This window comes from Streptacidiphilus sp. MAP5-3 (assembly GCF_041262505.1).
GTDB lineage: Bacteria > Actinomycetota > Actinomycetes > Streptomycetales > Streptomycetaceae > Streptacidiphilus.
This window is the reverse complement of the sequence record NZ_JBGCCL010000001.1, coordinates 16,191-40,952: the sequence shown is the minus strand read 5'-3', so window position 1 is coordinate 40,952 and position 24,762 is coordinate 16,191. Positions and strand designations below refer to the sequence as shown.

Below are 24,762 nucleotides of genomic sequence, written 5' to 3'. Positions count from 1 at the left end.
TACCCGCCCCCGAGTCACAAGGACCCGCGACCGACGTGTTCGACACACTTTCCGACCGCCTCGCAGCGACGTTCAAGAACCTTCGGGGCAAGGGCCGCCTGTCCGAGGCGGACATCGACGCCACCGCCCGCGAGATCCGGATCGCGCTGCTGGAGGCGGATGTCGCCCTCCCGGCGGTCCGTGCCTTCATCGCCCGGATCAAGGAGCGCGCGACCGGCGCGGAGGTCTCCGCCGCGCTGAACCCGGCCCAGCAGGTCATCAAGATCGTCAACGAGGAGCTGATCGGCATCCTCGGTGGCGAGACCCGCCGCCTCCGCTACGCCAAGACCGGCCCGACGGTCATCATGCTCGCCGGTCTCCAGGGCGCCGGTAAGACGACCCTGGCCGGAAAGCTGGCCAAGTGGCTCAAGGACCAGAAGCACACCCCCCTGCTGGTCGCCTGTGACCTCCAGCGCCCGAACGCGGTGACCCAGCTTGGCGTGATGGCCGAGCGCGCGGGCGTCGCGATCTACGCCCCCGAGCCGGGCAACGGCGTCGGCGACCCGGTCAAGGTCGCCAAGGACTCGATCGACTACGCGAAGACCAAGCAGTACGACGTGGTCATCGTCGACACCGCCGGTCGCCTCGGCATCGACGCCGAGATGATGCAGCAGGCGGCGGACATCCGCGCCGCGGTCAACCCGGATGAGGTCCTCTTCGTCGTCGACGCCATGGTCGGCCAGGACGCGGTCACCACCGCGCAGGCCTTCCTCGACGGCGTCGACTTCACCGGCGTGGTGCTGTCCAAGCTGGACGGCGACGCGCGCGGTGGCGCGGCCCTCTCGGTGGCCCACATCACCGGCCGCCAGATCATGTTCGCCTCCAACGGCGAGAAGCTGGACGACTTCGACGCGTTCCACCCGGACCGGATGGCCTCGCGCATCCTCGGCATGGGTGACGTCCTCTCGCTGATCGAGCAGGCCGAGAAGACCTTCTCCCAGGAGGAGGCCGCCAAGGTCCACGCCAAGCTCGCCAGCAAGGGCGGCAAGGAGTTCGGCCTCGGCGACTTCCTGGCCCAGCTGGAGCAGGTCTCCAAGATGGGCTCGATCACCAAGCTGCTCGGCATGCTCCCGGGCATGGCGCAGATGCGCGACCAGATCAACAACATCGACGACAAGGACGTCGCCCGCGTCGGCGCGATCATCAAGTCGATGACCCCGGCGGAGCGCGAAGACCCGAAGCTGGTCAACGGCTCGCGCCGGGCCCGTATCGCCAAGGGCTCCGGTGTCCACGTCTCCGAGGTCAGCAGCCTGATCGAGCGCTTCTTCGAGGCGCGCAAGATGATGTCGGCGATGGCGGGCGGCAGGGGCATCCCGGGCATGCCGGGGATGCCGGGTATGGGCGGCGGCGGTGCCCGCAAGGCCAAGCAGCAGAAGGCGGCCAAGGGCCGGCGCCAGAGCGGCAACCCGCTGAAGCGCCAGCAGGAGGCCCAGCAGGCCGCCCAGAAGAAGGACGACACCGCCGCCCAGCCCGGCGGCGCCTTCGGCCTCGGCCCGGGCCAGGGCCCGTCGGACTTCGAACTCCCCAAGGAGTTCAAGGACCTGCTGTAACCGACCTGATCAGGGACGTCGCACGCCCCAAGTTACGGTTTCTACCTCGCAGGGTGGCTTGTCGCGCAGTTCCCCGCGCCCCTAAAAGCTCCAACTGATCCGCTTGCACGCGCTAGCGTTCATGCATGCGTGTAGAGATCCGTCACCCCCGCCTCTCCGACGCCGTCGTGTACGCCGACGCGGTGAACCGGTCCGCCGAGCATGTCGGGCGGTGGAATCCGGTGGAGCCGGACGCGTTGCCGGACATGGTGCGGCGGCAGGGCGATGCGCTGCGTACGTTTCTGATCTTCGACGTCGAGGACCGCGGGCTCGTCGGGACCTGCAACGTCTCCAACATCGTGCGTGGCCGGTTCCGCAACGCGTCCCTCGGCTACAACTCGTACCTGCCCTACAACGGCACCGGTCGGATGACCGAGGGCATGCGGCTGGTGGTCGACACCTGCTTCACGCCCCAGACCGAGGGCGGTCTCGGCCTGCACCGGCTGGAGATCAACGTGCAGCCGGAGAACGGCCCGTCCATCGGGATGGCCAAGCGGCTCGGGTTCCGGCTGGAGGGCTACTCGCCGCGCATGCTCTTCCTCCAGGACGCCTGGCGGGACCACGAGCGCTACGCGTTGACCGTGGAGGAGTGGCCCGGCGAGGGCGCTGGATCAAGGTCCTGATTGTCCGTGTTGTCCTAAGGGTGACCAGCCCTGTGCCGCCCCGCGAGGATCCCGACAAGCTCTGGCGCTCGGAGGGGGCACCGCCCCCTCCGCCCGCACCGCACAAGCCCTCGCGCCGCAACTGGTTCAGCATGCTGCTCACCGCGCTGATCGTCTTCCTCCTGATCGACGCGCTGCTGAACCTCTTCGGCAACGGCGGCAGCATCAGCGTCCCGTACACCGAGTTCACCAAGCAGCTGAACGCCGGTCAGGTCTCCGAGATCTACGCCAAGGGCGACAGCATCCAGGGCAAGCTCAAGAGCGCCCAACCGCAGCCCGGGGACGGCAGGAAGACGTACCAGCAGTTCAGCACCCAGCGGCCCACGTTCGCCAGCGACCAGCTCTGGTCCGAGCTGACCGCGCAGAACGTCAAGGTCGACGCCGAGCCGGTGGTCAAGGAGCGCAGCTTCCTCGCCAACCTGCTGCTCTCCCTCGCGCCGATGCTGCTGCTGGTCCTGCTCTGGGTCTTCATCGCCCGCCGGATGAGCGCCGGCGGCGCGATGGGTGGGCTGGCCAGGAAGGCCCCGCCCAAGCCGATCGAGACGCCGCCGGACGGCAGGCGGACCACCTTCGACGACGTGGCCGGGATCGACGAGGTCAAGGGCGAGCTGACCGAGGTCGTCGACTTCCTGCGCCGCCCGGACGCGTATCGCAAGCTCGGTGCGAAGATGCCGCGCGGCGTGCTGCTCGCGGGTCCGCCCGGTACCGGCAAGACGCTTTGCTGGCGCGCGCGGTCGCCGAGGAGTACCTGCGCGGCCGGATCATCGGCGCGCTCGGCGGGATGGCGGCCGAGCAGGTCGTCTACGGCGTGATCACGACGGGCGCGGAGAGCGACCTGGAGCAGGTCACCAACCTGGCGCGCGGCACATGGCCGGGCGCTGGGGCATGAGCGACCGGGTGGGCCGCCTGACCGCGATCCCGGGCGACTCGCAGGGCGCCTACGGCCTGGCCGCCGCTCCGAGCACGCTGGACGCGGTCGACCAGGAGGCCCGCCGGATCGTCTCCGAGTGCTACGACGAGGCCTGCCGCAAGCTGGTCGAACACCGCGACAAGCTCGACGCGTTGGCGGAGGCGTTGTATGGAGCACGAGACGCTGGACGAGGAGGACGCCTACCGCATCGCCGGCATCGGCCGGTTGGTGGACGCGGAGCAGATCGGCTGAGAGGGACGGCGGGCGCGAGCAGCCACCCTCTGCGGATGGTCCTGCTCGTTCGGTGTGCCACGTGGCGCGTGGCTCGTCGCGCAGCTCCCCGGCCCCTGGGTGGGGCAACGAGCCGTGGGAGCGAATCCGGCCCTCCTACCCGACCCGCTCCGCGATCACGTAGCGGAAGACGTTCTCCATCCGCACCGTGTCGTCCTCCCGTATCCACGGGAAGAGCGCCTCGCGGAGCTCCTTCTCCACCAGCCGCTCGCCGGAGAACTCCACCGCCGGCTCGAAGACGCCCGTCGACATCAGCCCGCGCACCGCCGACTCCAGGTCGGGGTAGGCGTACGGGCAGCACACGCGCCCGCCCCCGGCGGGACGCAGGCCCGCCCGCGCGACTAGGTGTTCCACCGCGCCGGGCGCACTCAGCGCGAAGGGGGCGTAGCCGCCGCGCCGCAGCGGATCCGCGAGCCGGCGCGCGATGTAGAGGACGGGCGCGCTCTGGCAGCGCTCCTCCGGACCCCAGGTCGCCAGCGCGACATGGCCGCCGCGCAGGGTCAGCCGGGCGGCGTCGTGGACCAGCGCCTGCGGATCGGCGGTGCAGGTGAGGTGCTCGAACGCGGTGACCAGCGAGTGCCGGGAGGGGCCGTCGTTGCCGTCCCGGCCCACGTTCCCGTCCGCGTCCGCGCCCGGACCGACCTCGCGCCAGACCTCCGCGAGGACCCGTAGCTCACGGCCTTGCGCGAGGGCCCGCAGCTCCGCCTCGGGTTCCAGGCCCGCGACCTCCGCGCCGCGCGCGGCGGCCAGCAGCAGGGCCAGACCGGAGCGGCAGCCGAGACCGAGCACGGACGTCGCCGCGCAGACCTCCAGTCGGTCGTAGACCGCCTGGTAGAGGGGGACCAGCATGCGTTCCTGGATCTCCGCCCAGTCGCGCGCCCTCCGGCGGGCCCGCGCGCCCGACGAGCCCGTCAACGGAGTCACCTGCGGAGTCACCTGAGCCAAGGCCATACTGACGGCTCCTCACCTTCGGTCGCGCCCGGGGGAGGGCTCCGGCGTCGCCGCCCGGGGCCTGCCTCCAATCAAGCGCGGGAGCCGCCCGGCGTCCATAGGCCGGGCGGGCTCTTCCGAAGAAGCCGAGCTCGGCGCGGACTCGGCGACTCGTCGCGGAGTGGAACGGATTGGAGCCGACCCCGGAACGACCCGTACCATTCGCCCCATGGCAAAGGCTCCCGTTCTCACCCCCCAGGCGGACGACTTCCCGCGCTGGTACCAGGATCTGATCAACAAGGCCGAGCTGGCCGACAACGGTCCGGTGCGCGGCACCATGGTCATCCGACCGTACGGCTACGGCCTGTGGGAGCGGATGCAGCAGGAGATGGACGCGCGGATCAAGAAGGCCGGCGCGCAGAACGCCTACTTCCCGCTCTTCATCCCGCAGTCCTACCTGACCCGCGAGGCCGAGCACGTCGAGGGCTTCGCCCCCGAGCTCGCCGTGGTGACCCACGGTGGCGGCAAGGACCTGGAGGAGCCGATCGTCGTCCGGCCGACCTCCGAGACGATCATCAACGAGTACTTCTCGAAGTGGGTCCAGAGCCACCGCGACCTGCCGCTGCTCATCAACCAGTGGGCCAACGTGGTCCGCTGGGAGCTGCGCCCCCGTGTCTTCCTGCGCACCACCGAGTTCCTCTGGCAGGAGGGCCACACGGCCCACGCCACCTACGAGGACGCGCACGCGTACGCCTCGATGATCCACACGGACGTCTACGGCGACTTCATGACCAACGTCCTCGGCATCGACGTGGTCCTCGGCCGCAAGACGGCCAAGGAGCGCTTCGCCGGAGCGATCAACACCCTCACCCTCGAAGCCATGATGGGCGACGGCAAGGCCCTGCAGATGGGCACCAGCCACGAGCTCGGCCAGAACTTCGCCAAGGCCTTCAACACGACCTACCTCAAGGGTGAGGGCGAGCGCGAGCACGTCTGGCAGACCTCCTGGGGCGTCTCCACCCGCATGGTCGGCGGCCTGATCATGTCGCACGGCGACGACAACGGTCTGCGCGTCCCGCCGCGCCTCGCCGCGGTCCAGGCCGTGGTCCTGGCGATCAAGGGCGACGACGCCGTGCTGGCCAAGGTCCGCGAGATCGGCGCCGAGCTGGAGGCCGCCGGCGTCCGCGTGGTCGTCGACGACAGGACCGACACCCCGTTCGGTCGCCGCGCGGTGGACTGGGAGCTCAAGGGCGTCCCGGTCCGCATCGAGGTCGGCCCGCGCGACCTGGAGAGCGGCACCGCCATGCTGGTCCGCCGCATCGCCGGCGGCAAGGAGGCCGTGGCCGCCGACGCACTGGCGACGCTGGTGCCGACGATCCTGGAGGAGGACCAGGCGCTGCTGCTGCGCCAGTCCCGCGAGCGCCGCGAGTCCCGCACGGTCGACGTCACCACGCTGGACGAGGCCGTCGAGGCGGCCGCGACCGGCTGGGGCCGGATCTCCTGGGCCGAGCTCGGCCCGGAGGGCGAGGCCAAGCTGGCCGAGCAGGGCGTCTCGGTCCGTTGCATCGTCGCCGAGGACGGCTCCGTCCCGACCACGGACGACCAGGCGGGCAACATCGCGATCGTGGCCCGCGCCTACTGAGCCACACCTCACCCGTCCGGATCATCTCGAACGTTGAGATGACGGTCGGTCGAATGACGTAGTCGAGCCGGTTCGGCCTCCCTGCTGGGGGAGCGCCGGACCGGTTCGTCCATTTCCGTCAACTCTCCTCCCCCGAAGGGGAAATGACGGGAGGGTGACACCTTTGTGGTGGTTGACGGCGGGATGTGGCGCAGGTCACGATAAAATAAAGCCTTCAACAATCATGAATTCTGCGGAACATCGCGGAACCCTCCCTCGTTTGCGTTGCGTGAGCACGACACAACCATTGGTTCTCGCCGCCGAGCTGGCTGTCGCCTGGAGCGACATCCAGCGCTTCCACTCCGACCTGCCGAACCTCGCAGCCCCGGAGTCGCTGATCGGGGAGTCGTCCTCGGCATGCGGCACCGAGCTGGGCTTCGAGCGGCTGTTGCACGAGGCCGCCCACGGCCTCGCCGCCGCGCGCGGAATCCGGGACACCTCCCGGGCCGGGCGCTACCACAACCGGCGCTTCCTGGCCCTCGCCGACGAACTCGGTCTGGACCACAACGCCGACCCGCATCCGAGCTCCGGCTTCTCGCTGGTGACCATGCGTCCGGACACCCGTGATCGTTACGCGGAAACGATTGATCGCCTGCAGCAGGCGCTCGGCGACCACGCCGCGGCGACCAGCGGGACGCTCGACCGTTCGCGCACCTTCCGTGGTCCGGCCACGCGTCACGGCTCGTCCGGTGGCGGCGTCCGGGTCAAGGCGGTCTGCGGGTGCGGGCGCAACGTCCGCGTCGTCCCGTCCGTGCTGTCGCAGGCCCCGATCGTCTGCGGCAACTGCGGCGAGGTCTTCCAGATCGCCGAGCCGCGCACGCGCCGCTGAGGCTCGCCGCGTCGTCGTCCAACCGCGCCAATCCGCCCGTCGTGGGTCCTGCCCGACCCGCGACCGACGGCCCACGCAGTCGCCTCCCCGTGCCGACTGTGCCGTTGTGATGCGCACGCGCCCGACCCTTCGTGGACGGCCCACGGGGTCGGGGGCGCCCCGGCGATATGGCAGAATGGACAGCTGAGTACTCGGCAGCCGAGCAGGACCCCTCTCTCCTCCGGCTGACGTGTCCGTAGAGCAGCCTGGCAGCCGCAACCCCACGTGGAACGCGTGGCTGCTCACCCACGTCAACACCAGGAGAACCACTCCCGTGGCAGTCAAGATCAAGCTGAAGCGTCTCGGCAAGATTCGCTCCCCGCACTACCGCATCGTCGTCGCCGACGCCCGCACCAAGCGTGACGGCCGTGCGATCGAGGAGATCGGCATCTACCAGCCGACCTACGACCCCTCGATCATCGAGGTCGACAGCGACCGTGCCCAGTACTGGCTCGGTGTCGGCGCCCAGCCGACCGAGGCCGTGCTCGCCATCCTGAAGCTGACCGGCGACTGGCAGAAGTTCAAGGGCCTCGAGGCCCCGGCGCCGCTGAAGGTCGCGGAGCCGAAGATCACGGACTTCTCCCACCTGTTCGCCAAGGCCGTTGCAGGCTTCGAGAGCGAGACCACTGGTGTGGCCATCACTCCGAAGTCCAAGAAGACGGAGAAGAAGGACGAGGACGCCGCCGCGGCCGAGTCCGACGCTTCCGCCGAGGCGTGATCATGCTGGAAGAGGCCCTTGAGCACCTGGTGAAGGGCATCGTCGAGAACCCGGACGACGTCCAGGTCCGCTCGCGCGAGCTGCGCCGGGGTCGGATCCTCGAGGTGCGTGTGCACCCGGAGGACCTCGGCAAGGTCATCGGCCGTGGCGGCCGGACCGCGCGTGCGCTGCGCACCGTGGTGACCGCGCTCGGCGGCCGCAGTGTCCGAGTCGACCTTGTCGACGTGGACAGCGTGCGCTGACGCGCTCGAGCTGAATCGCTTGGGGTTCGCCGAAAGGCGCCTCTCGGGGCCGGCTGGGATCCTTGATCCCAGTCGGCCCTTCTGCTTTGGGTCTGCCGAATGCCCCTTCGGACCCACTTCATCTCACCTCTCCTGAAGGAGACCAGGAACAGTGCAGCTCATCGTCGGCCGGATCGGCCGCGCCCACGGCATCAAGGGTGATGTCTCGGTGGAGGTGCGCACCGACGAGCCCGAGCTCCGGCTCGGCCCCGGCGCGGTGCTGATGACGGACCCGAGCTCCGCCGGTCCGCTGACCGTCGCGTCCGGCAAGGTGCACAGCGGCCGACTGCTGCTGCGCTTCGCCGGGGTCGACGACCGCAACGCGGCCGAGGCGCTGCGCGGCACCCTGCTGATCGCCGAGATCGACCCGGAGGACAGCCCGGAGGACCCGGACGAGTACTACGACCACCAGCTGGTCGGCCTGGACGTCTACCTCGCCGACGGCACGCCGGTCGGGGAGCTGACCGAGGTCCTCCACCTGCCCTACCAGGACCTGCTGAACATCGCCAGGCCGGACGGCACCGAAGTGCTGGTCCCGTTCGTCAGCGAGATCGTCCCGGAGATCGACCTCGAGCAGCAGCGGGTCGTGATCACCCCGCCGAAGGGCCTGCTGGACCCTGCCGACGCGGTCGTCGCCACCACCCGCCCGGAGGCGGAGGACGCCGTCGACACCGATGCGGAAGCGGAAGCTGACGTGAAGACCGGCGAGAAGGCCGATGAGCGGTCCGGCGAGCAGTCCGACGAGCAGTCCCGCGAGGCCGACGCCTGATGCGGATCGACGTCGTCACGATCTTCCCTGAGTACCTCGCCCCGCTCGACCTCTCCCTGGTCGGCAAGGCCCGCGCCCGCGGCCAGTTGGACGTCCGCCTGCACGAGCTGCGCGAGTTCACCCACGACGTGCACCGCACCGTGGACGACACCCCGTACGGCGGCGGCCCCGGCATGGTGATGAAGCCGCAGCCCTGGGCCGAGGCCCTGGACGCGGTTGTCGCCTCCGGCCCGGGCGAGGGCGCCGTGCCGACCCTCGTGGTGCCGACCCCGAGCGGGCGTCCGTTCACCCAGGAGCTGGCTGGGCAGCTCGCGGCCGAGCCGTGGTTGGCCTTCGCGCCGGCCCGCTACGAGGGCATCGACCGGCGCGTGATCGAGGACGCGGCGGAGCGGATGCCGGTGGTCGAGGTGTCCATCGGCGACTACGTGCTGGCCGGTGGGGAGGTCGCCGTGCTGGTGATCGTCGAGGCCGTGGCCCGGCTGCTGCCCGGTGTGCTGGGCAACGCCGAGTCGCACCAGGACGACTCCTTCGCCCCCGGCAGGATGGCCGACCTGCTGGAGGGGCCCGTCTACACCAAGCCCGCCGAGTGGCGCGGCCACGAGGTGCCCGAGGTGCTGCTCAGCGGCAACCACGCCAAGATCGCGCGCTGGCGGCGCGACCGGGCCTTCGCCCGTACCCTCGCCAACCGGCCCGACCTGGTGGCCCGTTGGGAGCGCGGGATGATGGACAAGCACGACCTCAAGGCGCTGGCCGGGCTCGGGGTCTGGTGGGACGAGGCCGAAGGCCGATTTCTCCAGGCCACCGAGGGCATGGCAGAATAGTCCCTTGCTGCCTGTCCTCGGCCGAACGCGGTTCTCCTCCTCGGAGGGGCCGTGCAGGACCGCCGCCTCTGCCACAGGGGAGACGACGGAAACCGGGCGACACACAGCGGATCATCAAACACGATTCCGCGGGTGGCCTGTGGCGCCTGTGATGGAGAGATCATGACCAACCTGGTCAGCGAGGTCGACGCTGCGTCGGTCCGCTCCGACATCCCGACCTTCCGCCCCGGCGACACCGTGAACGTCCACGTTCGCGTCATCGAGGGCAACCGCTCCCGTATCCAGCAGTTCAAGGGCGTCGTCATCCGCCGCCAGGGCGCGGGCGTGCGCGAGACCTTCACGGTCCGCAAGGTCAGCTTCAACGTCGGCGTGGAGCGCACCTTCCCGGTGCACACCCCGATCGTCGAGAAGATCGAGGTCGTGACCCGCGGTGCCGTGCGTCGCGCCAAGCTGTACTACCTGCGTGACCTGCGCGGCAAGGCTGCGAAGATCAAGGAGAAGCGCGAGAGCTGAGCATCAGGCTCAGCTGCGCAGCAGCTCCTGTCCATGGCCGCCCAGCCTGATGGCTTAGGCTGACGCGGCAATGGAAACGCAGCAGCTTCCCGAGGACCGCGACAGCGTCCCGCCTTCCGTCGATGACGAGGGGGCGACGACGTCCTCGCGGTCCTCAGGCGTTTCCACGGACGGCACTGCCGAGGACGGCGCAGACGCCGAAGGCGTGCCCTTCTCGCCGCTGCGACTGCGTACCTGGCCGCACTGGGCCAGGGAGTTGGCCCTGCTGGTCGTCGTCTGCGGGGTGGTCCTGGTCCTGGTGAACCGTTTTGTCACGCAGCCCTTCACCATCCCCTCCGGCTCGATGGAGAACAACCTCGCCGTCGGGGACCGGGTGTTGGTCAACAAGCTCTCCTACGCCCTCGGCGGCAGCCCGCAGCGCGGCGACGTGATCGTCTTCGACGGGCGCGGCTCGTTCATCGACACCTATTCCCAGGACACCGGCGACGGTTCGGGCAACGACTTCGTCAAGCGCGTGATCGGCATCGGCGGCGACACGGTGAAGTGCTGCGACGCCAAGGGCCGGGTCACCGTCGACGGGATTCCGCTCGACGAGAGTTCCTACCTCTACCCGGGGGCCAAGCCCTCCGCGTTCCCCTTCGTGGTCAAGGTGCCGCCGGGCACCTTGTTCGTGCTGGGCGACAACCGCGCCGTCTCCGCCGACTCCCGCGACCACATGGGCGACCCGGGCGGCGGCTTCGTCCCGGTCGACAAGGTGATCGGACGGGTCGAGTGGGTGATCCTTCCGGTCGGCCACTGGCGTTCGCTGGCCCGGCCGTCGGTCTTCGTCACCCTCGACCGTGAGATCAGCGAGAGCCGTGAGAGCCGTGCGGCCCGCACGAGTAGCCAGAACAAGGACAGTGCCGGCCACCGCGCCGGTACGGCGGGAGGCTGAGCCGGTGGGCAGCAGGGGCAGGTCGTCGCGCACCGACGTGACGGCGGACGCCGACCGGTTCGGAGGCGGCCCGGAGGGGGCTCGCGCCGACCGGGGCCGCGCCGAGCGGCGCCGCAGCGCCAAGCGCGCCAAGCGGCGCCGCCGTCGTTCCCTGGCTCGCGAGATCCCGCTGGTGATCGTGGTCGCCCTGGGGATCACGCTGCTGCTGCAGACCTTCCTGGTGCAGGTCTTCTCCATCCCGTCCGGGTCGATGCAGAACACCATCGCGATCGGTGACCGGGTCGCCGTCGACAAGCTCTCGCCGTGGTTCGGCTGGGTGCCGCAGCGCGGTGACGTCATCGTCTTCAACGACCCGAGCGACTGGCTGAAGAACGACCCGGTGCCGCAGTCCGGTGCGGTGGTCGGCGCGCTCAAGAGCACGTTCACCTTCCTCGGGCTGCTGCCCTCGGACCGCGACCTGATCAAGCGTGTGATCGGGGTGCCCGGCGACACCGTCGTCTGCTGCGACGGAACCGGCCGGATCACCGTCAACGGCAAGCCGATCGACGAGCCGTACCTCTACCCCGGCAACCCGCCGTCCCGGATCCCCTTCAAAGTGACCGTGCCGCCAGGGGAGTTGTGGGTGATGGGTGACCACCGCGACATCTCGGCGGACTCCCGCTATCACATGACCGAGCCCGGCGGCGGATTCGTGCCGGAGAAGGACGTGGTGGGAAGGGCGGTGGCGGTCGTCTGGCCGGTCTCGCACTGGCAGACGCTGTCGGGCGGCCAGCAAAGTGTTCGTCAAGTTTCTTCCCAGGGACCACCCGAGCCGGTTCCCGGGGAACTTCCGCTCGTTATGGGTGTGGTCGCGGCCACACCCGGAGCGAGACGCGCGTTGAGAGTTCGTCGAGAGTTGCCTTGAGACGCTCACGTCCTCCTTGCTGCTGACGGGCCGCATACGGGCCTGGTGGTAGAGATGTGCGTGGACGGGGTTCCGTCCGTTCAGCAGAGGAGGCGACGTGGGGGACTTGGTGATCGGTGCCCACTCTGGTGTCGGCGAGCCCGAGGACTCCGACGGCCGTACCGTAGGGTCCGTGGACGACAAGGGACGCGGGGAAGCCGCCCAAGGGAACAGCGAGGAAGCGGAGATGGGCGACCAGGTGGGCGGTGCCACCACGGGCAACACGGAGGGCGTGAGCGGAGGCTCCTATCCCGGGCCCGGACGACCCTTTTCCGACTCCCAGGGGCGGGGCGTTCCCGGAGCCGGCCCGGGTGCCTCCGACATCCTCGACAGTGAGATGCCCGACGGGGGCGTCGACGGTGGATTCGGCGGCGCGGGCGGCAGTGGTGGTCCGACGGGCCCCGGCGGTGGTGGCGCGGGCGACGACAACGGTCGTTCGCCGCGGTCGGACGACGACGCGAAGGGCGGCCCGCGCAAGGCTGCCAAGGAGGTGAAGAAGCCTCGCTCCTTCTGGAAGGAGCTGCCGATCCTGATCGTGGTCGCGCTGGTGCTGGCGCTGCTGATCAAGACCTTCCTGGTGCAGGCGTTCTCCATCCCCTCCGGCTCGATGGAGGACACGCTGCAGATCGGCGACCGCGTCCTCGTCGACAAGCTGACCCCCAACTTCGGCGACAAGCCGTCGCGTGGCCAGGTCGTCGTATTCCACGACCCGAGCGACTGGCTGGCCGGCGAGCCGGGCGAGCAGCCCAGCAGCAACCCGATCGTCCGCGGCCTCCAGGACGCGCTGTCGTTCATCGGCCTGATGCCCTCGGTCAACGAGAAGGACCTGATCAAGCGTGTCATCGCGGTCGGCGGCGACACCATCAGCTGCCACGGCAGCGGCCCGGTCTACGTCAACGGCAAGGCGCTGAGCGAGCCCTACCTCTTCCCCGGCAGCACGCCCTGCGGTGACAAGGGCTTCGGCCCGCTCACGGTCCCGGCCAACTCGATCTGGGTGATGGGTGACCACCGCCAGGACTCGCTCGACTCCCGGTACCACATGGACGAGCCCGGGGGCGGCGCGGTGCCGGACAGCAAGGTCGTCGGTCGCGCGATCGTCGTGGCCTGGCCGATCTCGCACTGGAAGACGCTGCCGATCCCGGACACCTTCTCCCAGCCCGGCATCGGCACCCAGACCGCGGCGCTGGCCGCGGGCTCGTCGCCGGCCCTGCTCGGCCTGGTCGGCGCGGTGCCGATCACGCTGCTCAACCGACGCCGGAAGCTGCGCCAGAAGTAGCCGGAAGTAGCCGGAAGCCGGTACTACCGGGTACTCCCTGGTAGTACCCGGTACTTCCCGGAAACGCCCAAAAGCGCCCGGAACCACTCCGGAGCGGCCGGTACACCGCGAAATCTCCACGTTCTTCTCTTGCGAGGGCCGTGGCATCGCCGAGTAACCTGCTCGGACATGCCACGGCCCTCGCCGTGTGCGCGCACAACGGCACGGGGAGCAAACGGGCAATGGCAGGACGTAGGCTCACGGCGGGCAGCGTGGTGCAGGCACTCGGCATCGGCATCGGGCTGGTCGCCATGATCGGCGGCTTCGCGCTGATCGCGCTGCAGTACCGGCCGTACTCCGTACCGACCGACTCCATGGAGCCGACGATCTCGCCGGGCGAGACGGTCCTGGCCCACACGGTCTCCGGCGGGACGCCGGGGGCGATCGGGCGCGGTGACGTCGTGGTCTTCAACGACCCGTCCTGGGGCACGTCCGACCTGGTCAAGCGCGTGATCGGGATCGGTGGCGACACCGTGAAGTGCTGCGACGCCAAGGGCCGGGTCACCGTCAACGGCGTCCCGCTGGACGAGCCCTACCTGGACCAGGCCGCCGGGCAGGCGGTCGGCCAGGTCCCGCAGCAGTTCAGCGCCGTCGTCCCGGCCGGTCGGCTCTGGCTGATGGGCGACAACCGCGCGATCTCCGCCGACTCCCGAGTCCACCTCGACCAGCTCGGCGGAACCGTCCCGACCTCGGACGTGGTCGCCCGGGTCGAGGGCGTGGCCTGGCCCTTCGGCTCGATCCACGCGATCGACCGCACCACCGCCTTCGACGCCGTCCCCGGTCAGGACGCGAGCCGGCACGGGCCGCTGGTCGCGGCGACCTGGGCGACGCTCGGCGGTGCGGCGCTGGTGTTGCTCACCGCCGCAGCGGGTAGCTTCGCAGGCATGGCGAACCGCTTCCGCTCCCGCAGGCCCGGCGGCCCCGGCGTGTCCGGACCGACCGGCGGTCCGCGCGAGTCGACGTCGGCGGCCTCCGCGGGAACGCCCTGATCCGGTTCACCACCCATCTCACCCATCTCACCACCCGATACACCTGACCGACCCCGTACTCCTGACCGACCGCTGAGGAGCGACTCCCGGATGCCACCCAAGCGTCGCCGCGCGGCGCGCGTGCTGCTGCTCGATCCGCAGGACCGGATCCTGCTGCTGCACGGCTTCGACCCGCAGGAGCGGGGACGGGAGTGGTGGTTCACCCCGGGCGGCGGGGTCGAGGAGGGCGAGGAGCTGGCCGACGCCGCGCACCGGGAGATCGCCGAGGAGACCGGCATCCGCGATGCGCAGCTCGGCGCGTTGCTGGCCACCCGCGCCACCGAGTTCCAGTTCGACGGACGGATGTACGCCCAGGACGAGTGGTACTACCTGGCCAGGACCGACACCGTCGACACGGACACCTCCGGCCAGACGGAGCTGGAACGCCGCACCACCGACGCACTGCGCTGGTGGACCGTGGCGGAGCTGCTGGCGACCAAGGAGACCGTCTATCCGAACGCGCTGGCGAAGCTGCTCCAGCGCGTGCTGAGGGAGGGCCCGCCTCCCCGCCCGGTCAGGCTCTCCGGGCCACGCCTGTGGTCCACAATGGTTGGACGTACGCACAGCTGAGGGGAACGTGGGGATGAGTGCCGAGGATCTCGAAAAGTACGAGACCGAGATGGAGCTCAAGCTCTACCGCGAGTATCGAGATGTCGTCGGGCTGTTCAAGTTCGTCATCGAGACCGAGCGGCGCTTCTACCTGACGAACGACTACGAGCTGAAGGTGCACTCGCTGCAGGGCGAGGTCTTCTTCGAGGTCACCATGGCCGACGCCTGGGTGTGGGACATGTACCGTCCGGCCCGCTTCGTCCGCCAGGTCAGGGTGCTCACCTTCAAGGACGTCAACGTCGAGGAGCTGGCCAAGAGCGAGCTGGAGCTGCCGCAGGACGACGCGGGCTTCGGCCGGTAGGTCGGTAGGCGCGGCGCGGGCGCGTGTCCCCCGCCGCGCATCGGTTTCACCTGGCAGGGTGGCGGCGTTTTCCACAGCCCGGGGTTGTCCACAGGTCGGCGACGACCCGCTGGCCCGGCACCTCCGCAACCGGGAGATTTCTCGGCGGAGGTGACCGACATGACCGCACGCACCCAGGCCCTCGGCCGCTACGGCGAGCAGGCCGCCGCCCGCCATCTCGAAGCCGCGGGCCTGCACGTCCTGGCCCGGAACTGGCGCTGCCGCGCCGGCGAGCTCGACATCGTCGCCCTGGACCCTCAGCCGGGCGGCCCGGCGCTCGCCGTCTGCGAGGTGAAGACCCGAAGCGAGCACGGCGCACAGAGCCCGGCCGAGGCCGTCGGCGAGGTCAAGGCGGAGCGGCTGCTCGCGCTGGCGGAGCGCTGGCTCGCCGAGTGCTGGTCCGGCCCGCCGCCACCGGGCGGCGTCCGGGTCGACGTGATCTGCGTCGTCCACGGCCGACGTGGTCCGGCCCGGATCACGCACCTGCGCGGGGCGGTGGGCTGAGATGGCCTTCGCCCGCACCGGAGCGGTGTCCCTGCTGGGCGTGGACGGCGTGGTGGTCGAGGTCCAGGCGGACCTGGAGCCGGGGCTGGCCGCGTTCACGATCGTGGGGCTGCCCGACAAGGCCGTCAACGAGTCGCGCGACCGGGTGCGCGCGGCCGTGGTCAACAGCGGCGAGAAGTGGCCGCTCAAGAAGCTCACCGTGGGTCTCTCGCCCGCCTCCGTCCCCAAGAGCGGTTCCGGTTTCGACCTCGCCATCGCCTGCGCGGTGCTCGCGGCCGCGGAGCGGCTCCGGCCCGAGACGATCGAGCGGCTGCTGCTCGTCGGTGAACTCGGTCTCGACGGCCGGGCCCGCCCGGTGCGCGGCGTGCTGCCCGCCGTGCTGGCGGCGGTCGACGCGGGGTACGACCGCGTCGCGGTCGCCGAGGCGACTGCGGCCGAGGCGGCGCTGGTGCCCGGCGTGGAGGTGCTGCCGGTGCGCTCCCTGCGTCAGCTGATCGCCCTTCTCTGCGGCGAGCCGGAGCCGGAGGAGCCGCCCGAGCAGCTCGGCTCGACGGGGCCCGATCCCGCGCTGGCGGGTCTCTCACTTCCGGGTCTGGGTGTCCGTCAGTTCGACGTGGGCGGCTGGAAGAAGGACCTCGCCGACGTTGCGGGTCAGTTCGAGGCGCGGCGCGCCCTGGAGTTGGCCGCGGCCGGGGCGCACCACCTCTTCCTGAAGGGCCCGCCGGGCGCGGGCAAGACGATGCTGGCCGAGCGGCTCCCCGGCATCCTCCCGCCGCTGGGCCGACGCGAGGCGCTGGAGGTCACCGCGATCCACTCGATCGCCGGCCTGCTCCCGGTGGGCCGCCCGCTCGTCCAGCAGGCCCCGTACTGCGCTCCGCACCACTCGACGACGATGCCCGCGATCGTCGGCGGCGGCAGTGGACTGCCCCGGCCCGGGGCGGCGTCCCTGGCTCACCGAGGCGTGCTGTTCCTGGACGAGGCACCGGAGTTCTCGGTCCGGGTCCTCGACGCGCTGCGCCAGCCGCTGGAGTCGGGCGAGGTCGTCGTCGCCCGGTCCGCAGGTTCGCTCCGACTCCCGGCACGGTTCCTGCTGCTGCTCGCGGCCAACCCGTGTCCGTGCGGCCGGTGGTCCCGTCGCGGCGATGCCTGCGAGTGCACGCCCACCATGGTCACGCGCTACCAAGCCCGGCTCAGCGGCCCGTTGTTGGACCGCGTCGACCTTCGGGTCGAGGTCGACGCGGTCAGCCGGGTCCAGCTGCTGCAGCAGGAGTCCTCGGCGGAGTCGACGGCGGTGGTGGCCGCCCGCGTCCTCGCCGCGCGCGAGCGGGCTGCGGCCCGCTACGCCGAGACCCCGTGGCGGGTCAACGGCGAGGTCCCCGGCCACGAGCTCCGCACCCGCTATCCGCTCGGCCCTGGCGCCCTCCAGGACGCGGAGCGCGAGATGGAGCGCGGCTTCCTTACCGCACGCGGCCTGGACCGCGTGGTCCGTGTCGCCTGGACGGCGGCCGACCTCGCGGGCGCGGACCGCCCCGACCGCACCCACGTCCGCACCGCCCTCGCCCTCCGTGGCGCGCACATCCGCGACGCGCCCCTGGCCGAGCCGCGTTTCTGACCTTTCGTCACCCCCAGAGACCGGCACCGTGCCGGGGTTCGTCCAGAAGCGAGCCTTCGGCACGGTGCCCACCCCCTCCGCCCCACACCCCCGCCCAGGGAGCCTCCATGACCCTCGTTCATCAGCCGGCGCTGCTCGACGAACCCCTCGACGAACCCCTGGCCGTGGCCACCCCCGAGGTCACCTCCAAGGCCACGCCTGAGGCTGCCGTCACCGAGACATCCGACCTCCCCGACACCCCGGGGCGCGTCGCCAGGGCCGCGCTCGGGCGGATCGTCGAGCCGGGGGACGAGCGGGCCGGGCGGTTGATCGAGGAGCTCGGGCCGCAGGGCGCGCTCGCCCGCCTGGTCCGCGGGTTGCCCGTGGGCGTCGCTCCGCCCGACGGCGCACGGGAGTTGGCCCACGGCCGGCTGATCGGAGCGCGGCTGATCTGCCCCGGCGAGGCTGCCTGGCCGTCGCAGCTGGACGACCTCGGGCCGGTGCGACCGGTCGCCCTGTGGGCGCGCGGCAGCGCCGCGTTGCGGGTCCTGGCGGTGCGCTCGGTCGCCGTGGTCGGGGCCCGTGCCTGCACGGGCTACGGGCAGCGGATGGCCGCCGACCTCGCCGCCGCTCTGGCGGAGCGCGGCTGGACGGTCGTTTCGGGAGCCGCCTACGGCGTGGACGCCGCCGCCCACAGGGGCGCGCTCGCCGTGTCGGGACCGACCATCGGGGTGCTGGCCTGCGGCGTCGACCAGGCCTACCCGCGCTCCAACGACCAGTTGCTGCGCCGTATCAGTGAAAGCGGCCTGCTGCTCAGCGAGTTGCCACTCGGCGCGCACCCGAACCGGCCGAGGTTCCTCCAACGCAACCGCCTGATCGCCGCATTGACGCGCGGGACGGTCGTGGTCGAAGCCGCCCGACGCAGCGGGTCGCTCAACACGGCCCGCTGGGCGGGCGAGTTGGCCCGGCATGTGATGGCTGTCCCGGGTACGGCCACCAGTTCGCTCTCCGCAGGGACGCACGCGCTGATCCGCGAGGGCGCGGTCCTGGTCAGCGACCATGCCGAGATCGTCGAACAGATCGGCGAGATCGGCACCGACCTCGCCGCCACTCCGGAGGGGCGTGAACGCCTGCGGGACGCGCTGGCTCCCGAGACACTGCGCGTGCTCGAATCACTGCCCGCCTCGTCGCGCGGAACAACCGTGGAGTCGCTGGTCCAACGCTCGCTGCTGGCCCCCGACGTGGTGCTGCAGCGGCTCTACGAGTTGGTCTCGCTCGGCATGGTCGAACGTCTGGGGGCGCACTGGAGACTGAATCCGGCGTGCAAGGGGTCCTGATAGCGCTCGGAAACCATCCGGTGACGCTACGCTCACAACCGTTCCGTTGAATGGCCCAATGGATCGCCCAATGGATCGGTAGAACGGCTCACGACGAAGCATGCCCAGCTACGCCAGCTCCCCCACAGGGGAGCCCCGCAGCATCCCCGGCCCGCGCAACGCGCGGGTGCGCACGGTGGACGAGCTCTGGCATGCCTACAAGCAGTCGAGCGACCCGCGCCTGCGGGAGCAGCTGATCCTGCACTACTCGCCGCTGGTCAAGTACGTCGCCGGACGCGTCGGCGTCGGCCTGCCGGCCAATGTCGAGCAGGCGGACTTCGTCTCCTCCGGCGTCTTCGGGCTGATCGACGCGATCGAGAAGTTCGACCCGGACCGGGCCATCAAGTTCGAGACCTATGCGATCAGCCGGATCCGCGGCGCGATCATCGACGAACTGCGGGCGCTGGACTGGATCCCGCGCTCGATCCGGCAGAAGGCCCGTGCGGTCGAGCGGGCCTACGCCACCCTCGAGGTCAGCCTGCGGCGCACGCCGGGGGACTCCGAGGTGGCGGCGGCCATGGGCATCCAGGTCGAGGAGCTCCACGGCATCTTCAGCCAGCTGTCGCTGGCCAACGTGGTCGCCCTGGACGAGCTCCTGCACGGCTCGGGCGAGGGCGGCGACGCCCGCGGCAGCCTTGTCGACACGCTGGTCGACACCGCGGCCGACGACCCCGAGGAGGTCGCCGAGAGCCGCGAGGTGCGGCGGCTGCTGGCCGGCGCGATCAACACGCTGCCGGAGCGGGAGAAAACCGTGGTCAGCCTGTACTACTACGAGGGGCTGACCCTCGCGGAGATCGGCCAGGTCCTCGGGGTCACCGAGAGTCGGGTCTCCCAGATCCACACCAAGGCCGTGCTCCAGCTCCGCGCCAAGCTCTCCGACGCCCGCTGAACCGGATGCTCGCGGGCCCAGCGCCCGGAGGTGCGGCAGAACCGGTTCACAGAGTCCTTGGCTACCCTTGCCCCGTGCCGAAGATTCGAGCTGCCACCCTCGTGGAACACCGTCGGCTGCAGCGTGACGCCCTGCTCGCCGCCGCCCGCGAACTGCTGGCGGAGGGCGGCATGGAGGCGCTGACCTTCCCCAACCTCGCTGCCAGGACCGGCCTGGCGCGGTCCTCGGTCTACGAGTACTTCAAGTCCCGCGCGGGCGTCGTCGAGGAGCTCTGCGCGGTCGACTTCCCGGCATGGGCCGTCGAAGTGGCCGAGGCCGTGGCGGGTCAGCCGACCCCGGCGGCGCGCGTGGAAGCGTACGTCCGCGCCCAGCTCACCCTGGCCGGAGACCCGCGGCACCGCGCGATCGCTGCGATCTCCGCCATGGAGTTGGACGACGCCGCCCGCGAACGGATCCGTGCCGCGCACGGACAGCTGGTCGGCCCGATCGTCGTCGCGCTGACCGAGCTCGGCCATCCGAGCCCCGCACTCGCCGCGTCGCTGCTCCAGGGGACCGTCGAGGCCGCCGCCAAGCGTCTGGAGCTCGGCGACGCCGTCGAGAAGCCGGACGTGGTGATCGACGCAGCCGTGGCCCTGGTGCTGGACGGGGTCAGCGGCAGCAGTCGGGCCTGACCGACGGACACCAGCGCGAGCGGGTCGAGATAGTGGTGGCCGCGCAGCAATCCCCAGTGCAGGCAGCTGCCCGAGCAGTGACCGCCGTGGTCCGCGACCGTGCCCAGCTCCTGACCGGCGCCCACGGACTGCCCAACGGTGACCGTTGCCGTCACCGGTTCGAAGGTGGTCCGCAGCGGCGGTGAGCCGGTGCCCGAGAGCTCGACCGCGACGACCGGCTTGCCGGCGATCACGCCGACGAACGAGACCACCCCCGGCCGCACCGAGCGCACCGGCGTGCCCGGCGCCGCGGCCAGGTCGACCCCACGATGCCCCGCCGCCCACCGCACCGGCGGCGGATCGAAGCGGCGCAGCACGTCCGACAACGTGCCGCCCGTCGGCAACGGCCGCACCAACTGCCCGCCCGCAGCCCAGCCCCGCCGGCCGCTGCCCTGGTCATGAGCGTTCCCCGGCGTCCCGAGCGCAGCCATCGCGACCCAGAGCACCAGCCCGAGGACCAGCAGCAACCGCCGCCCCCGCGAACACGACTGCGACTGCGGAACGACGGAGGTGCAGGGACCACCGGTGCGAGTGCTGTGCGCCATGCCCGAACTCTGCTCTCCGGGCCCGACAACGCCCACCCGCGGCAGGCGTCCTGTGGACAACCGCCCGCTGTGGAAAACTCCGCCACCCGGACGAGTGAGCCCAGGCCTGGCCGCGAGTCGCTCCGCGTCCGGACCTTCCCGTACACTTCATTCGCGACCCGGCGTGCCGGGTCGACTTCGCACGCCCAGCGCCGGTCCTCCGGCGCAGTGCCGCTCGGTCCTCGGACAACCTCCTTGCGGGAAGCCGCGCAGGAGCCCCAGGAACCGGCACGAACCAGGGCGTCAGGCGCCTCGGCCACCGGCCTTGGCGGACAACCGAGCAATTTCAAGGAGTACGGCCATGGCCGTCGTCACGATGCGGGAGCTGCTGGAGAGCGGCGTCCACTTCGGTCACCAGACCCGTCGTTGGAACCCGAAGATGAAGCGCTTCATCTTCACGGAGCGCAACGGCATCTACATCATCGACCTGCTGCAGTCGCTGAACTACATCGACCGCGCCTACGAGTTCGTCAAGGAGACGGTCGCCCACGGCGGTTCCGTCCTCTTCGTCGGCACCAAGAAGCAGGCCCAGGAGGCCATCGCCGAGCAGGCCGCGCGCGTGGGCATGCCCTACGTCAACCAGCGCTGGCTCGGTGGCATGCTGACCAACTTCTCCACCGTCTACAAGCGTCTGCAGCGCCTCAAGGAGCTCGGCGAGATGGACTTCACGGATGTGCCCGGCTCCGGGCTCACCAAGAAGGAGCTCCTCGTCCTCCAGCGCGAGTACGAGAAGCTGGAGAAGACCCTCGGCGGTATCCGCGACATGCAGCGCGTGCCGTCCGCCGTGTGGATCGTCGACACCAAGAAGGAGCACATCGCCGTCGGCGAGGCTCGCAAGCTGCACATCCCGGTCGTCGCGATCCTCGACACCAACTGCGACCCCGACGAGGTCGACTACAAGATCCCGGGCAACGACGACGCCATCCGTTCGGTCACCCTGCTGACCCGCGTGGTTGCCGACGCCGTCGCCGAGGGCCTGATGGCCCGCTCCGGCGCTGCCAAGGGCGACGTCAAGCCGGCCGACGCCGGTGCGGCCGAGCCGCTGGCCGAGTGGGAGCTCGAGCAGCTCGCCGGTGCCGAGAAGAAGGCCGCCGAGGCCGAGACCCCCGCCGCCGAGGCTGCTGCGACCGAGGCGCCCGCCGCCGAGGCCGAGGCCCCCGCCGCTGAGGCCGCCGTCACCGAGGCGCCCGCCGCCGAGGCTGAGACTGCTGCGACCGAGGCGCCCGCCGCCGAGGCCGAGCAGGCCTGAAACGCCTGATCGGGAGGGGTACGGCGGCGAGCGCCGACGTACCCCTCCCGTGTGTCGAACGATCGCGACGCTGCCCACAAGGCAGCTGATCGCGAGCTTCGCTCACTTCCCAGACAACGCGACACGCGAGAAGAGATTCAGGAACCATGGCGAACTTCACCGCCGCGGACGTCAAGAAGCTCCGTGAGCTCACCGGCGCCGGGATGATGGACTGCAAGAAGGCGCTCGAGGAGGCCGAGGGCGACGTCGACAAGGCCGTCGAGCTGCTCCGCATCAAGGGCCAGAAGGGCGTTGCCAAGCGTGAGGGCCGCGACGCCTCCAACGGCGCCGTCGTCTCCCTGATCGAGGGCACCTCCGGCGTCCTGGTCGAGCTGAACTGCGAGACCGACTTCGTCGCCAAGGGTGGCAAGTTCGTGGCCGTCGCCAACGAGCTGGCCGCCTTCGTCGCCAAGACCTCCCCGGCCGACATCGACGCCGCCCTGGCTGCCGAGATCGAGCCCGGCAAGACCGTCCAGCAGTTCGTGGACGAGGCCAACGCCAGCCTGGGCGAGAAGATCGTCTTCCGCCGCTTCGCCCAGTTCACCGGTGGCGCCTACGTCAACGTCTACATGCACCGCACCGACCCGGACCTGCCGCCGGCCATCGGTGTCCTGGTCGAGCTGGACGGCGAGAACGAGGAGGTGGCCAAGGGCGTCGCGCAGCACATCGCCGCCTTCGGCCCGACCTACCTGTCCCGTGAGGACATCCCGGCCGAGGTGCTCGACAACGAGCGCCGCATCGCCGAGGCCACCGCTCGCGAGGAGGGCAAGCCCGAGGCCGCCCTGCCGAAGATCGTCGAGGGTCGCGTGACCGGCTTCGTCAAGGAGAACGCGGTCCTGGACCAGGCCTACGCCAAGGACAACAAGAAGACCGTCCAGAAGATCCTGGACGAGGCCGGCGTCAAGCTGGTCCGCTTCGCCCGCTTCCGCGTCGGCGCCTGATCCCTGCGATCGAGCGACGGGGCAGGCCCCGGCCAGCCCCTACGATGTGAGTCGTGAGAACGACGAGGAGGCCACTGCCGTGCAGGTAACCGAACCGGTGCCCGCGGCAGTGGCCTCTTCTTGTGTACCTGTGCTTCAAGGAGGGTCCGATGCAGAAGTCCGCTGACGAGGGGGGTACGCGACGCCGCGTGCTGCTCAAGCTTTCCGGCGAGGCGTTCGCCGGCGGAGGCGGCCTGGGCGTCGACCCCGACGTGGTCCACGCCATCGCGCGCGAGATCGCGACCGTGGTCCGAGGCGGCACCGAGGTGGCCGTCGTCATCGGCGGCGGCAACTTCTTCCGCGGCGCCGAGCTGCAGCTGCGTGGTATGGACCGGGCCCGGTCCGACTACATGGGCATGCTCGGCACCGTGATGAACAGCCTGGCGCTCCAGGACTTCCTCAACAAGGAAGGCGTGGAGACCCGGGTCCAGACGGCGATCACCATGGGCCAGGTCGCCGAGCCCTACCTGCCGCTGCGCGCCGTGCGGCACCTGGAGAAGGGCCGCGTCGTGATCTTCGGCGCCGGTATGGGCATGCCCTACTTCTCCACCGACACCACCGCCGTCCAGCGGGCGCTGGAGATCCACGCCTCGGTCCTGCTGATGGGCAAGAACGGCGTCGACGGTGTCTACGACTCCGACCCGCGGACCAACCCGGACGCCGTCAAGTTCGACTCCCTGGAATACTCCGAGGTGATCGCCAGGGACCTCAAGGTCGCCGACCTGACCGCGATCACCCTGTGCAAGGACAACAATCTGCCGATCCGGGTCTTCGAACTGCTGAAGGAGGGCAATATCGCCCGCGCCGTCCGCAGTGAGAAGATCGGCACACTGATCAGCAGCGACGCTCCGTCGGCCTGAGACGCCCGCAGGGGCGGACTGCCGCAGGGGATGGACACGTCCCGGCCGGAGCAGTAGCACTACCAGCAACGCGCAGCACCATCCGAACAGCACGACCAGCAGGTTCGAGACCGGGCCGCCCGGACAGGAGCAGATTGTGATCGAAGAGACCCTCCTCGAGGCCGAGGAGAAGATGGAGAAGACCGTCACGGTTGCCAAGGACGACTTCGCCGCGATCCGCACCGGCCGTGCGCACCCCGCGATGTTCGCCAAGATCGTGGCGGAGTACTACGGCACGATGACCCCGATCAACCAGCTGGCGTCCTTCTCGGTGCCGGAGCCGCGGATGGCGGTCGTCTCGCCGTTCGACAAGAGCTCGCTGCGCGTCATCGAGGAGGCGATCCGCAACTCGGACCTCGGCGTCAACCCGAGCAACGACGGGTCGATCATCCGCGTGAACTTCCCGCAGCTCACCGAGGAGCGGCGCAAGGAGTACATCAAGGTGGCCCGTAACAAGGCCGAGGACGCCAAGATCTCCATCCGCGCCGTCCGCCGTAAGGCCAAGGACACGCTCGACAAGCTGGTCAAGGACGGCGAGGCGGGCGAGGACGAGGTCCGCCGCGCCGAGAAGGAGCTCGACGACGTCACCGGGCGGTACGTCGCCCAGGTGGACGAGCTGCTCAAGCACAAGGAAGCCGAGCTGCTCGAAGTCTGATGAACGACGACTCCTTCTGGGGGCCCACTCTTGGAGACACGAGTG

25 protein-coding genes and 2 pseudogenes are annotated in these 24,762 nt (G+C 70.5%); 25 read left to right on the top strand and 2 right to left on the bottom strand.

Features of this window, described 5'->3' with window-relative positions:
• The first annotated feature begins 35 nt into the window (after nt 1-35).
• From ffh to ABH928_RS00185, 3 genes and pseudogenes are all read left to right on the top strand, one after another.
• Nucleotides 36-1,589 (top strand): signal recognition particle protein, encoded by a 1,554-nt coding sequence (gene ffh / locus ABH928_RS00195; RefSeq protein WP_370060724.1) that lies wholly within the window; start codon nt 36-38, stop codon nt 1,587-1,589.
• Nucleotides 1,590-1,714: 125 nt separating this feature from the next.
• The gene (locus ABH928_RS00190; RefSeq protein ID WP_370060723.1) at nt 1,715-2,251 is read left to right on the top strand and encodes a GNAT family N-acetyltransferase; all 537 of its coding nucleotides are present in this window, start codon (nt 1,715-1,717) and stop codon (nt 2,249-2,251) included.
• Nucleotides 2,252-2,271: 20 nt separating this feature from the next.
• Nucleotides 2,272-3,452 (top strand): annotated as a pseudogene (locus ABH928_RS00185) (ATP-dependent metallopeptidase FtsH/Yme1/Tma family protein).
• A 135-nt stretch (nt 3,453-3,587) separates the two neighbouring features.
• On the opposite strand, the gene ABH928_RS00180 reads toward ABH928_RS00185, so the two are convergent.
• Complete coding sequence (locus tag ABH928_RS00180; protein WP_370060722.1) at nt 3,588-4,442, bottom strand: SAM-dependent methyltransferase; 855 nt, start codon at nt 4,440-4,442, stop codon at nt 3,588-3,590.
• A 208-nt stretch (nt 4,443-4,650) separates the two neighbouring features.
• On the opposite strand from ABH928_RS00180, the gene proS reads away from it, so the two are divergent.
• The 18 genes from proS to ABH928_RS00090 all read left to right on the top strand — a co-directional run bounded on the left by proS (nt 4,651) and on the right by ABH928_RS00090 (nt 20,272).
• Nucleotides 4,651-6,063: a proline--tRNA ligase gene (gene proS / locus ABH928_RS00175; RefSeq protein ID WP_370060721.1), complete on the top strand. Its 1,413-nt coding sequence runs from the start codon at nt 4,651-4,653 to the stop codon at nt 6,061-6,063.
• A gap of 268 nt (nt 6,064-6,331) precedes the next feature.
• The gene (locus tag ABH928_RS00170; protein WP_196192508.1) at nt 6,332-6,931 is read left to right on the top strand and encodes a hypothetical protein; all 600 of its coding nucleotides are present in this window, start codon (nt 6,332-6,334) and stop codon (nt 6,929-6,931) included.
• A 313-nt stretch (nt 6,932-7,244) separates the two neighbouring features.
• Nucleotides 7,245-7,688, top strand: a complete 444-nt coding sequence (gene rpsP, locus ABH928_RS00165; protein WP_370060720.1) for a 30S ribosomal protein S16 — start codon at nt 7,245-7,247, stop codon at nt 7,686-7,688.
• A gap of 2 nt (nt 7,689-7,690) precedes the next feature.
• Entirely contained in the window at nt 7,691-7,930 is a 240-nt protein-coding gene (locus ABH928_RS00160; RefSeq protein WP_196192506.1) for an RNA-binding protein, read from the top strand.
• 151 nt (nt 7,931-8,081) lie between these two features.
• On the top strand, nt 8,082-8,738 hold the full coding sequence (gene rimM, locus ABH928_RS00155; protein ID WP_370060719.1) for a ribosome maturation factor RimM: 657 nt from the start codon (nt 8,082-8,084) through the stop codon (nt 8,736-8,738).
• On the top strand, nt 8,738-9,559 hold the full coding sequence (trmD, locus tag ABH928_RS00150) for a tRNA (guanosine(37)-N1)-methyltransferase TrmD (protein WP_370060718.1): 822 nt from the start codon (nt 8,738-8,740) through the stop codon (nt 9,557-9,559). Before rimM ends, trmD begins: the two co-directional genes overlap by 1 nt.
• Before the next feature lie 162 nt (nt 9,560-9,721).
• Nucleotides 9,722-10,072, top strand: coding sequence for a 50S ribosomal protein L19 (gene rplS / locus ABH928_RS00145; RefSeq protein WP_370060717.1), 351 nt, complete (start codon nt 9,722-9,724; stop codon nt 10,070-10,072).
• 70 nt (nt 10,073-10,142) lie between these two features.
• On the top strand, nt 10,143-11,006 hold the full coding sequence (lepB, locus tag ABH928_RS00140) for a signal peptidase I (protein WP_370060716.1): 864 nt from the start codon (nt 10,143-10,145) through the stop codon (nt 11,004-11,006).
• 4 nt (nt 11,007-11,010) lie between these two features.
• Nucleotides 11,011-11,910 (top strand): signal peptidase I, encoded by a 900-nt coding sequence (gene lepB / locus ABH928_RS00135; protein WP_370060715.1) that lies wholly within the window; start codon nt 11,011-11,013, stop codon nt 11,908-11,910.
• A 376-nt stretch (nt 11,911-12,286) separates the two neighbouring features.
• Nucleotides 12,287-13,225: a signal peptidase I gene (gene lepB, locus ABH928_RS00130; RefSeq protein WP_370061831.1), complete on the top strand. Its 939-nt coding sequence runs from the start codon at nt 12,287-12,289 to the stop codon at nt 13,223-13,225.
• A 221-nt stretch (nt 13,226-13,446) separates the two neighbouring features.
• Nucleotides 13,447-14,253, top strand: coding sequence for a signal peptidase I (lepB, locus tag ABH928_RS00125; RefSeq protein WP_370060714.1), 807 nt, complete (start codon nt 13,447-13,449; stop codon nt 14,251-14,253).
• A 90-nt stretch (nt 14,254-14,343) separates the two neighbouring features.
• Nucleotides 14,344-14,862 (top strand): NUDIX hydrolase, encoded by a 519-nt coding sequence (locus ABH928_RS00120; RefSeq protein ID WP_370060713.1) that lies wholly within the window; start codon nt 14,344-14,346, stop codon nt 14,860-14,862.
• Between the two features lie 13 nt (nt 14,863-14,875).
• The gene (locus ABH928_RS00115; protein WP_196192498.1) at nt 14,876-15,202 is read left to right on the top strand and encodes a DUF2469 domain-containing protein; all 327 of its coding nucleotides are present in this window, start codon (nt 14,876-14,878) and stop codon (nt 15,200-15,202) included.
• Between the two features lie 159 nt (nt 15,203-15,361).
• Entirely contained in the window at nt 15,362-15,745 is a 384-nt protein-coding gene (locus tag ABH928_RS00110) for a YraN family protein (RefSeq protein ID WP_370060712.1), read from the top strand.
• A 1-nt stretch (nt 15,746) separates the two neighbouring features.
• On the top strand, nt 15,747-17,357 hold the full coding sequence (locus tag ABH928_RS00105; protein ID WP_370060711.1) for a YifB family Mg chelatase-like AAA ATPase: 1,611 nt from the start codon (nt 15,747-15,749) through the stop codon (nt 17,355-17,357).
• 107 nt (nt 17,358-17,464) lie between these two features.
• Nucleotides 17,465-18,673, top strand: a complete 1,209-nt coding sequence (gene dprA, locus ABH928_RS00100; RefSeq protein ID WP_370060710.1) for a DNA-processing protein DprA — start codon at nt 17,465-17,467, stop codon at nt 18,671-18,673.
• Between the two features lie 100 nt (nt 18,674-18,773).
• Nucleotides 18,774-19,601: an RNA polymerase sigma factor WhiG gene (gene whiG, locus ABH928_RS00095; protein ID WP_370060709.1), complete on the top strand. Its 828-nt coding sequence runs from the start codon at nt 18,774-18,776 to the stop codon at nt 19,599-19,601.
• Between the two features lie 74 nt (nt 19,602-19,675).
• Nucleotides 19,676-20,272 carry a TetR/AcrR family transcriptional regulator gene (locus ABH928_RS00090; RefSeq protein ID WP_370060708.1) on the top strand — a complete coding sequence of 199 codons (597 nt, stop codon included), beginning with the start codon at nt 19,676-19,678 and terminating at the stop codon, nt 20,270-20,272.
• Nucleotides 20,273-20,352: 80 nt separating this feature from the next.
• On the opposite strand, the pseudogene ABH928_RS00085 reads toward ABH928_RS00090, so the two are convergent.
• Nucleotides 20,353-20,742, bottom strand: a pseudogene (locus ABH928_RS00085) (peptidoglycan DD-metalloendopeptidase family protein); the annotation flags it as partial.
• Between the two features lie 454 nt (nt 20,743-21,196).
• Here ABH928_RS00085 and rpsB point away from each other — a divergent pair.
• The 4 genes from rpsB (at nt 21,197) to frr (ending at nt 24,717) form a co-directional block, all read left to right on the top strand.
• Nucleotides 21,197-22,144, top strand: coding sequence for a 30S ribosomal protein S2 (gene rpsB, locus ABH928_RS00080; protein ID WP_370060707.1), 948 nt, complete (start codon nt 21,197-21,199; stop codon nt 22,142-22,144).
• Nucleotides 22,145-22,290: 146 nt separating this feature from the next.
• Nucleotides 22,291-23,124 carry a translation elongation factor Ts gene (gene tsf, locus ABH928_RS00075; RefSeq protein ID WP_370060706.1) on the top strand — a complete coding sequence of 278 codons (834 nt, stop codon included), beginning with the start codon at nt 22,291-22,293 and terminating at the stop codon, nt 23,122-23,124.
• Nucleotides 23,125-23,273: 149 nt separating this feature from the next.
• Nucleotides 23,274-24,023, top strand: coding sequence for a UMP kinase (pyrH, locus tag ABH928_RS00070; RefSeq protein WP_370060705.1), 750 nt, complete (start codon nt 23,274-23,276; stop codon nt 24,021-24,023).
• 136 nt (nt 24,024-24,159) lie between these two features.
• Nucleotides 24,160-24,717 (top strand): ribosome recycling factor, encoded by a 558-nt coding sequence (gene frr / locus ABH928_RS00065; RefSeq protein WP_196192489.1) that lies wholly within the window; start codon nt 24,160-24,162, stop codon nt 24,715-24,717.
• Nucleotides 24,718-24,762: the final 45 nt, after the last annotated feature.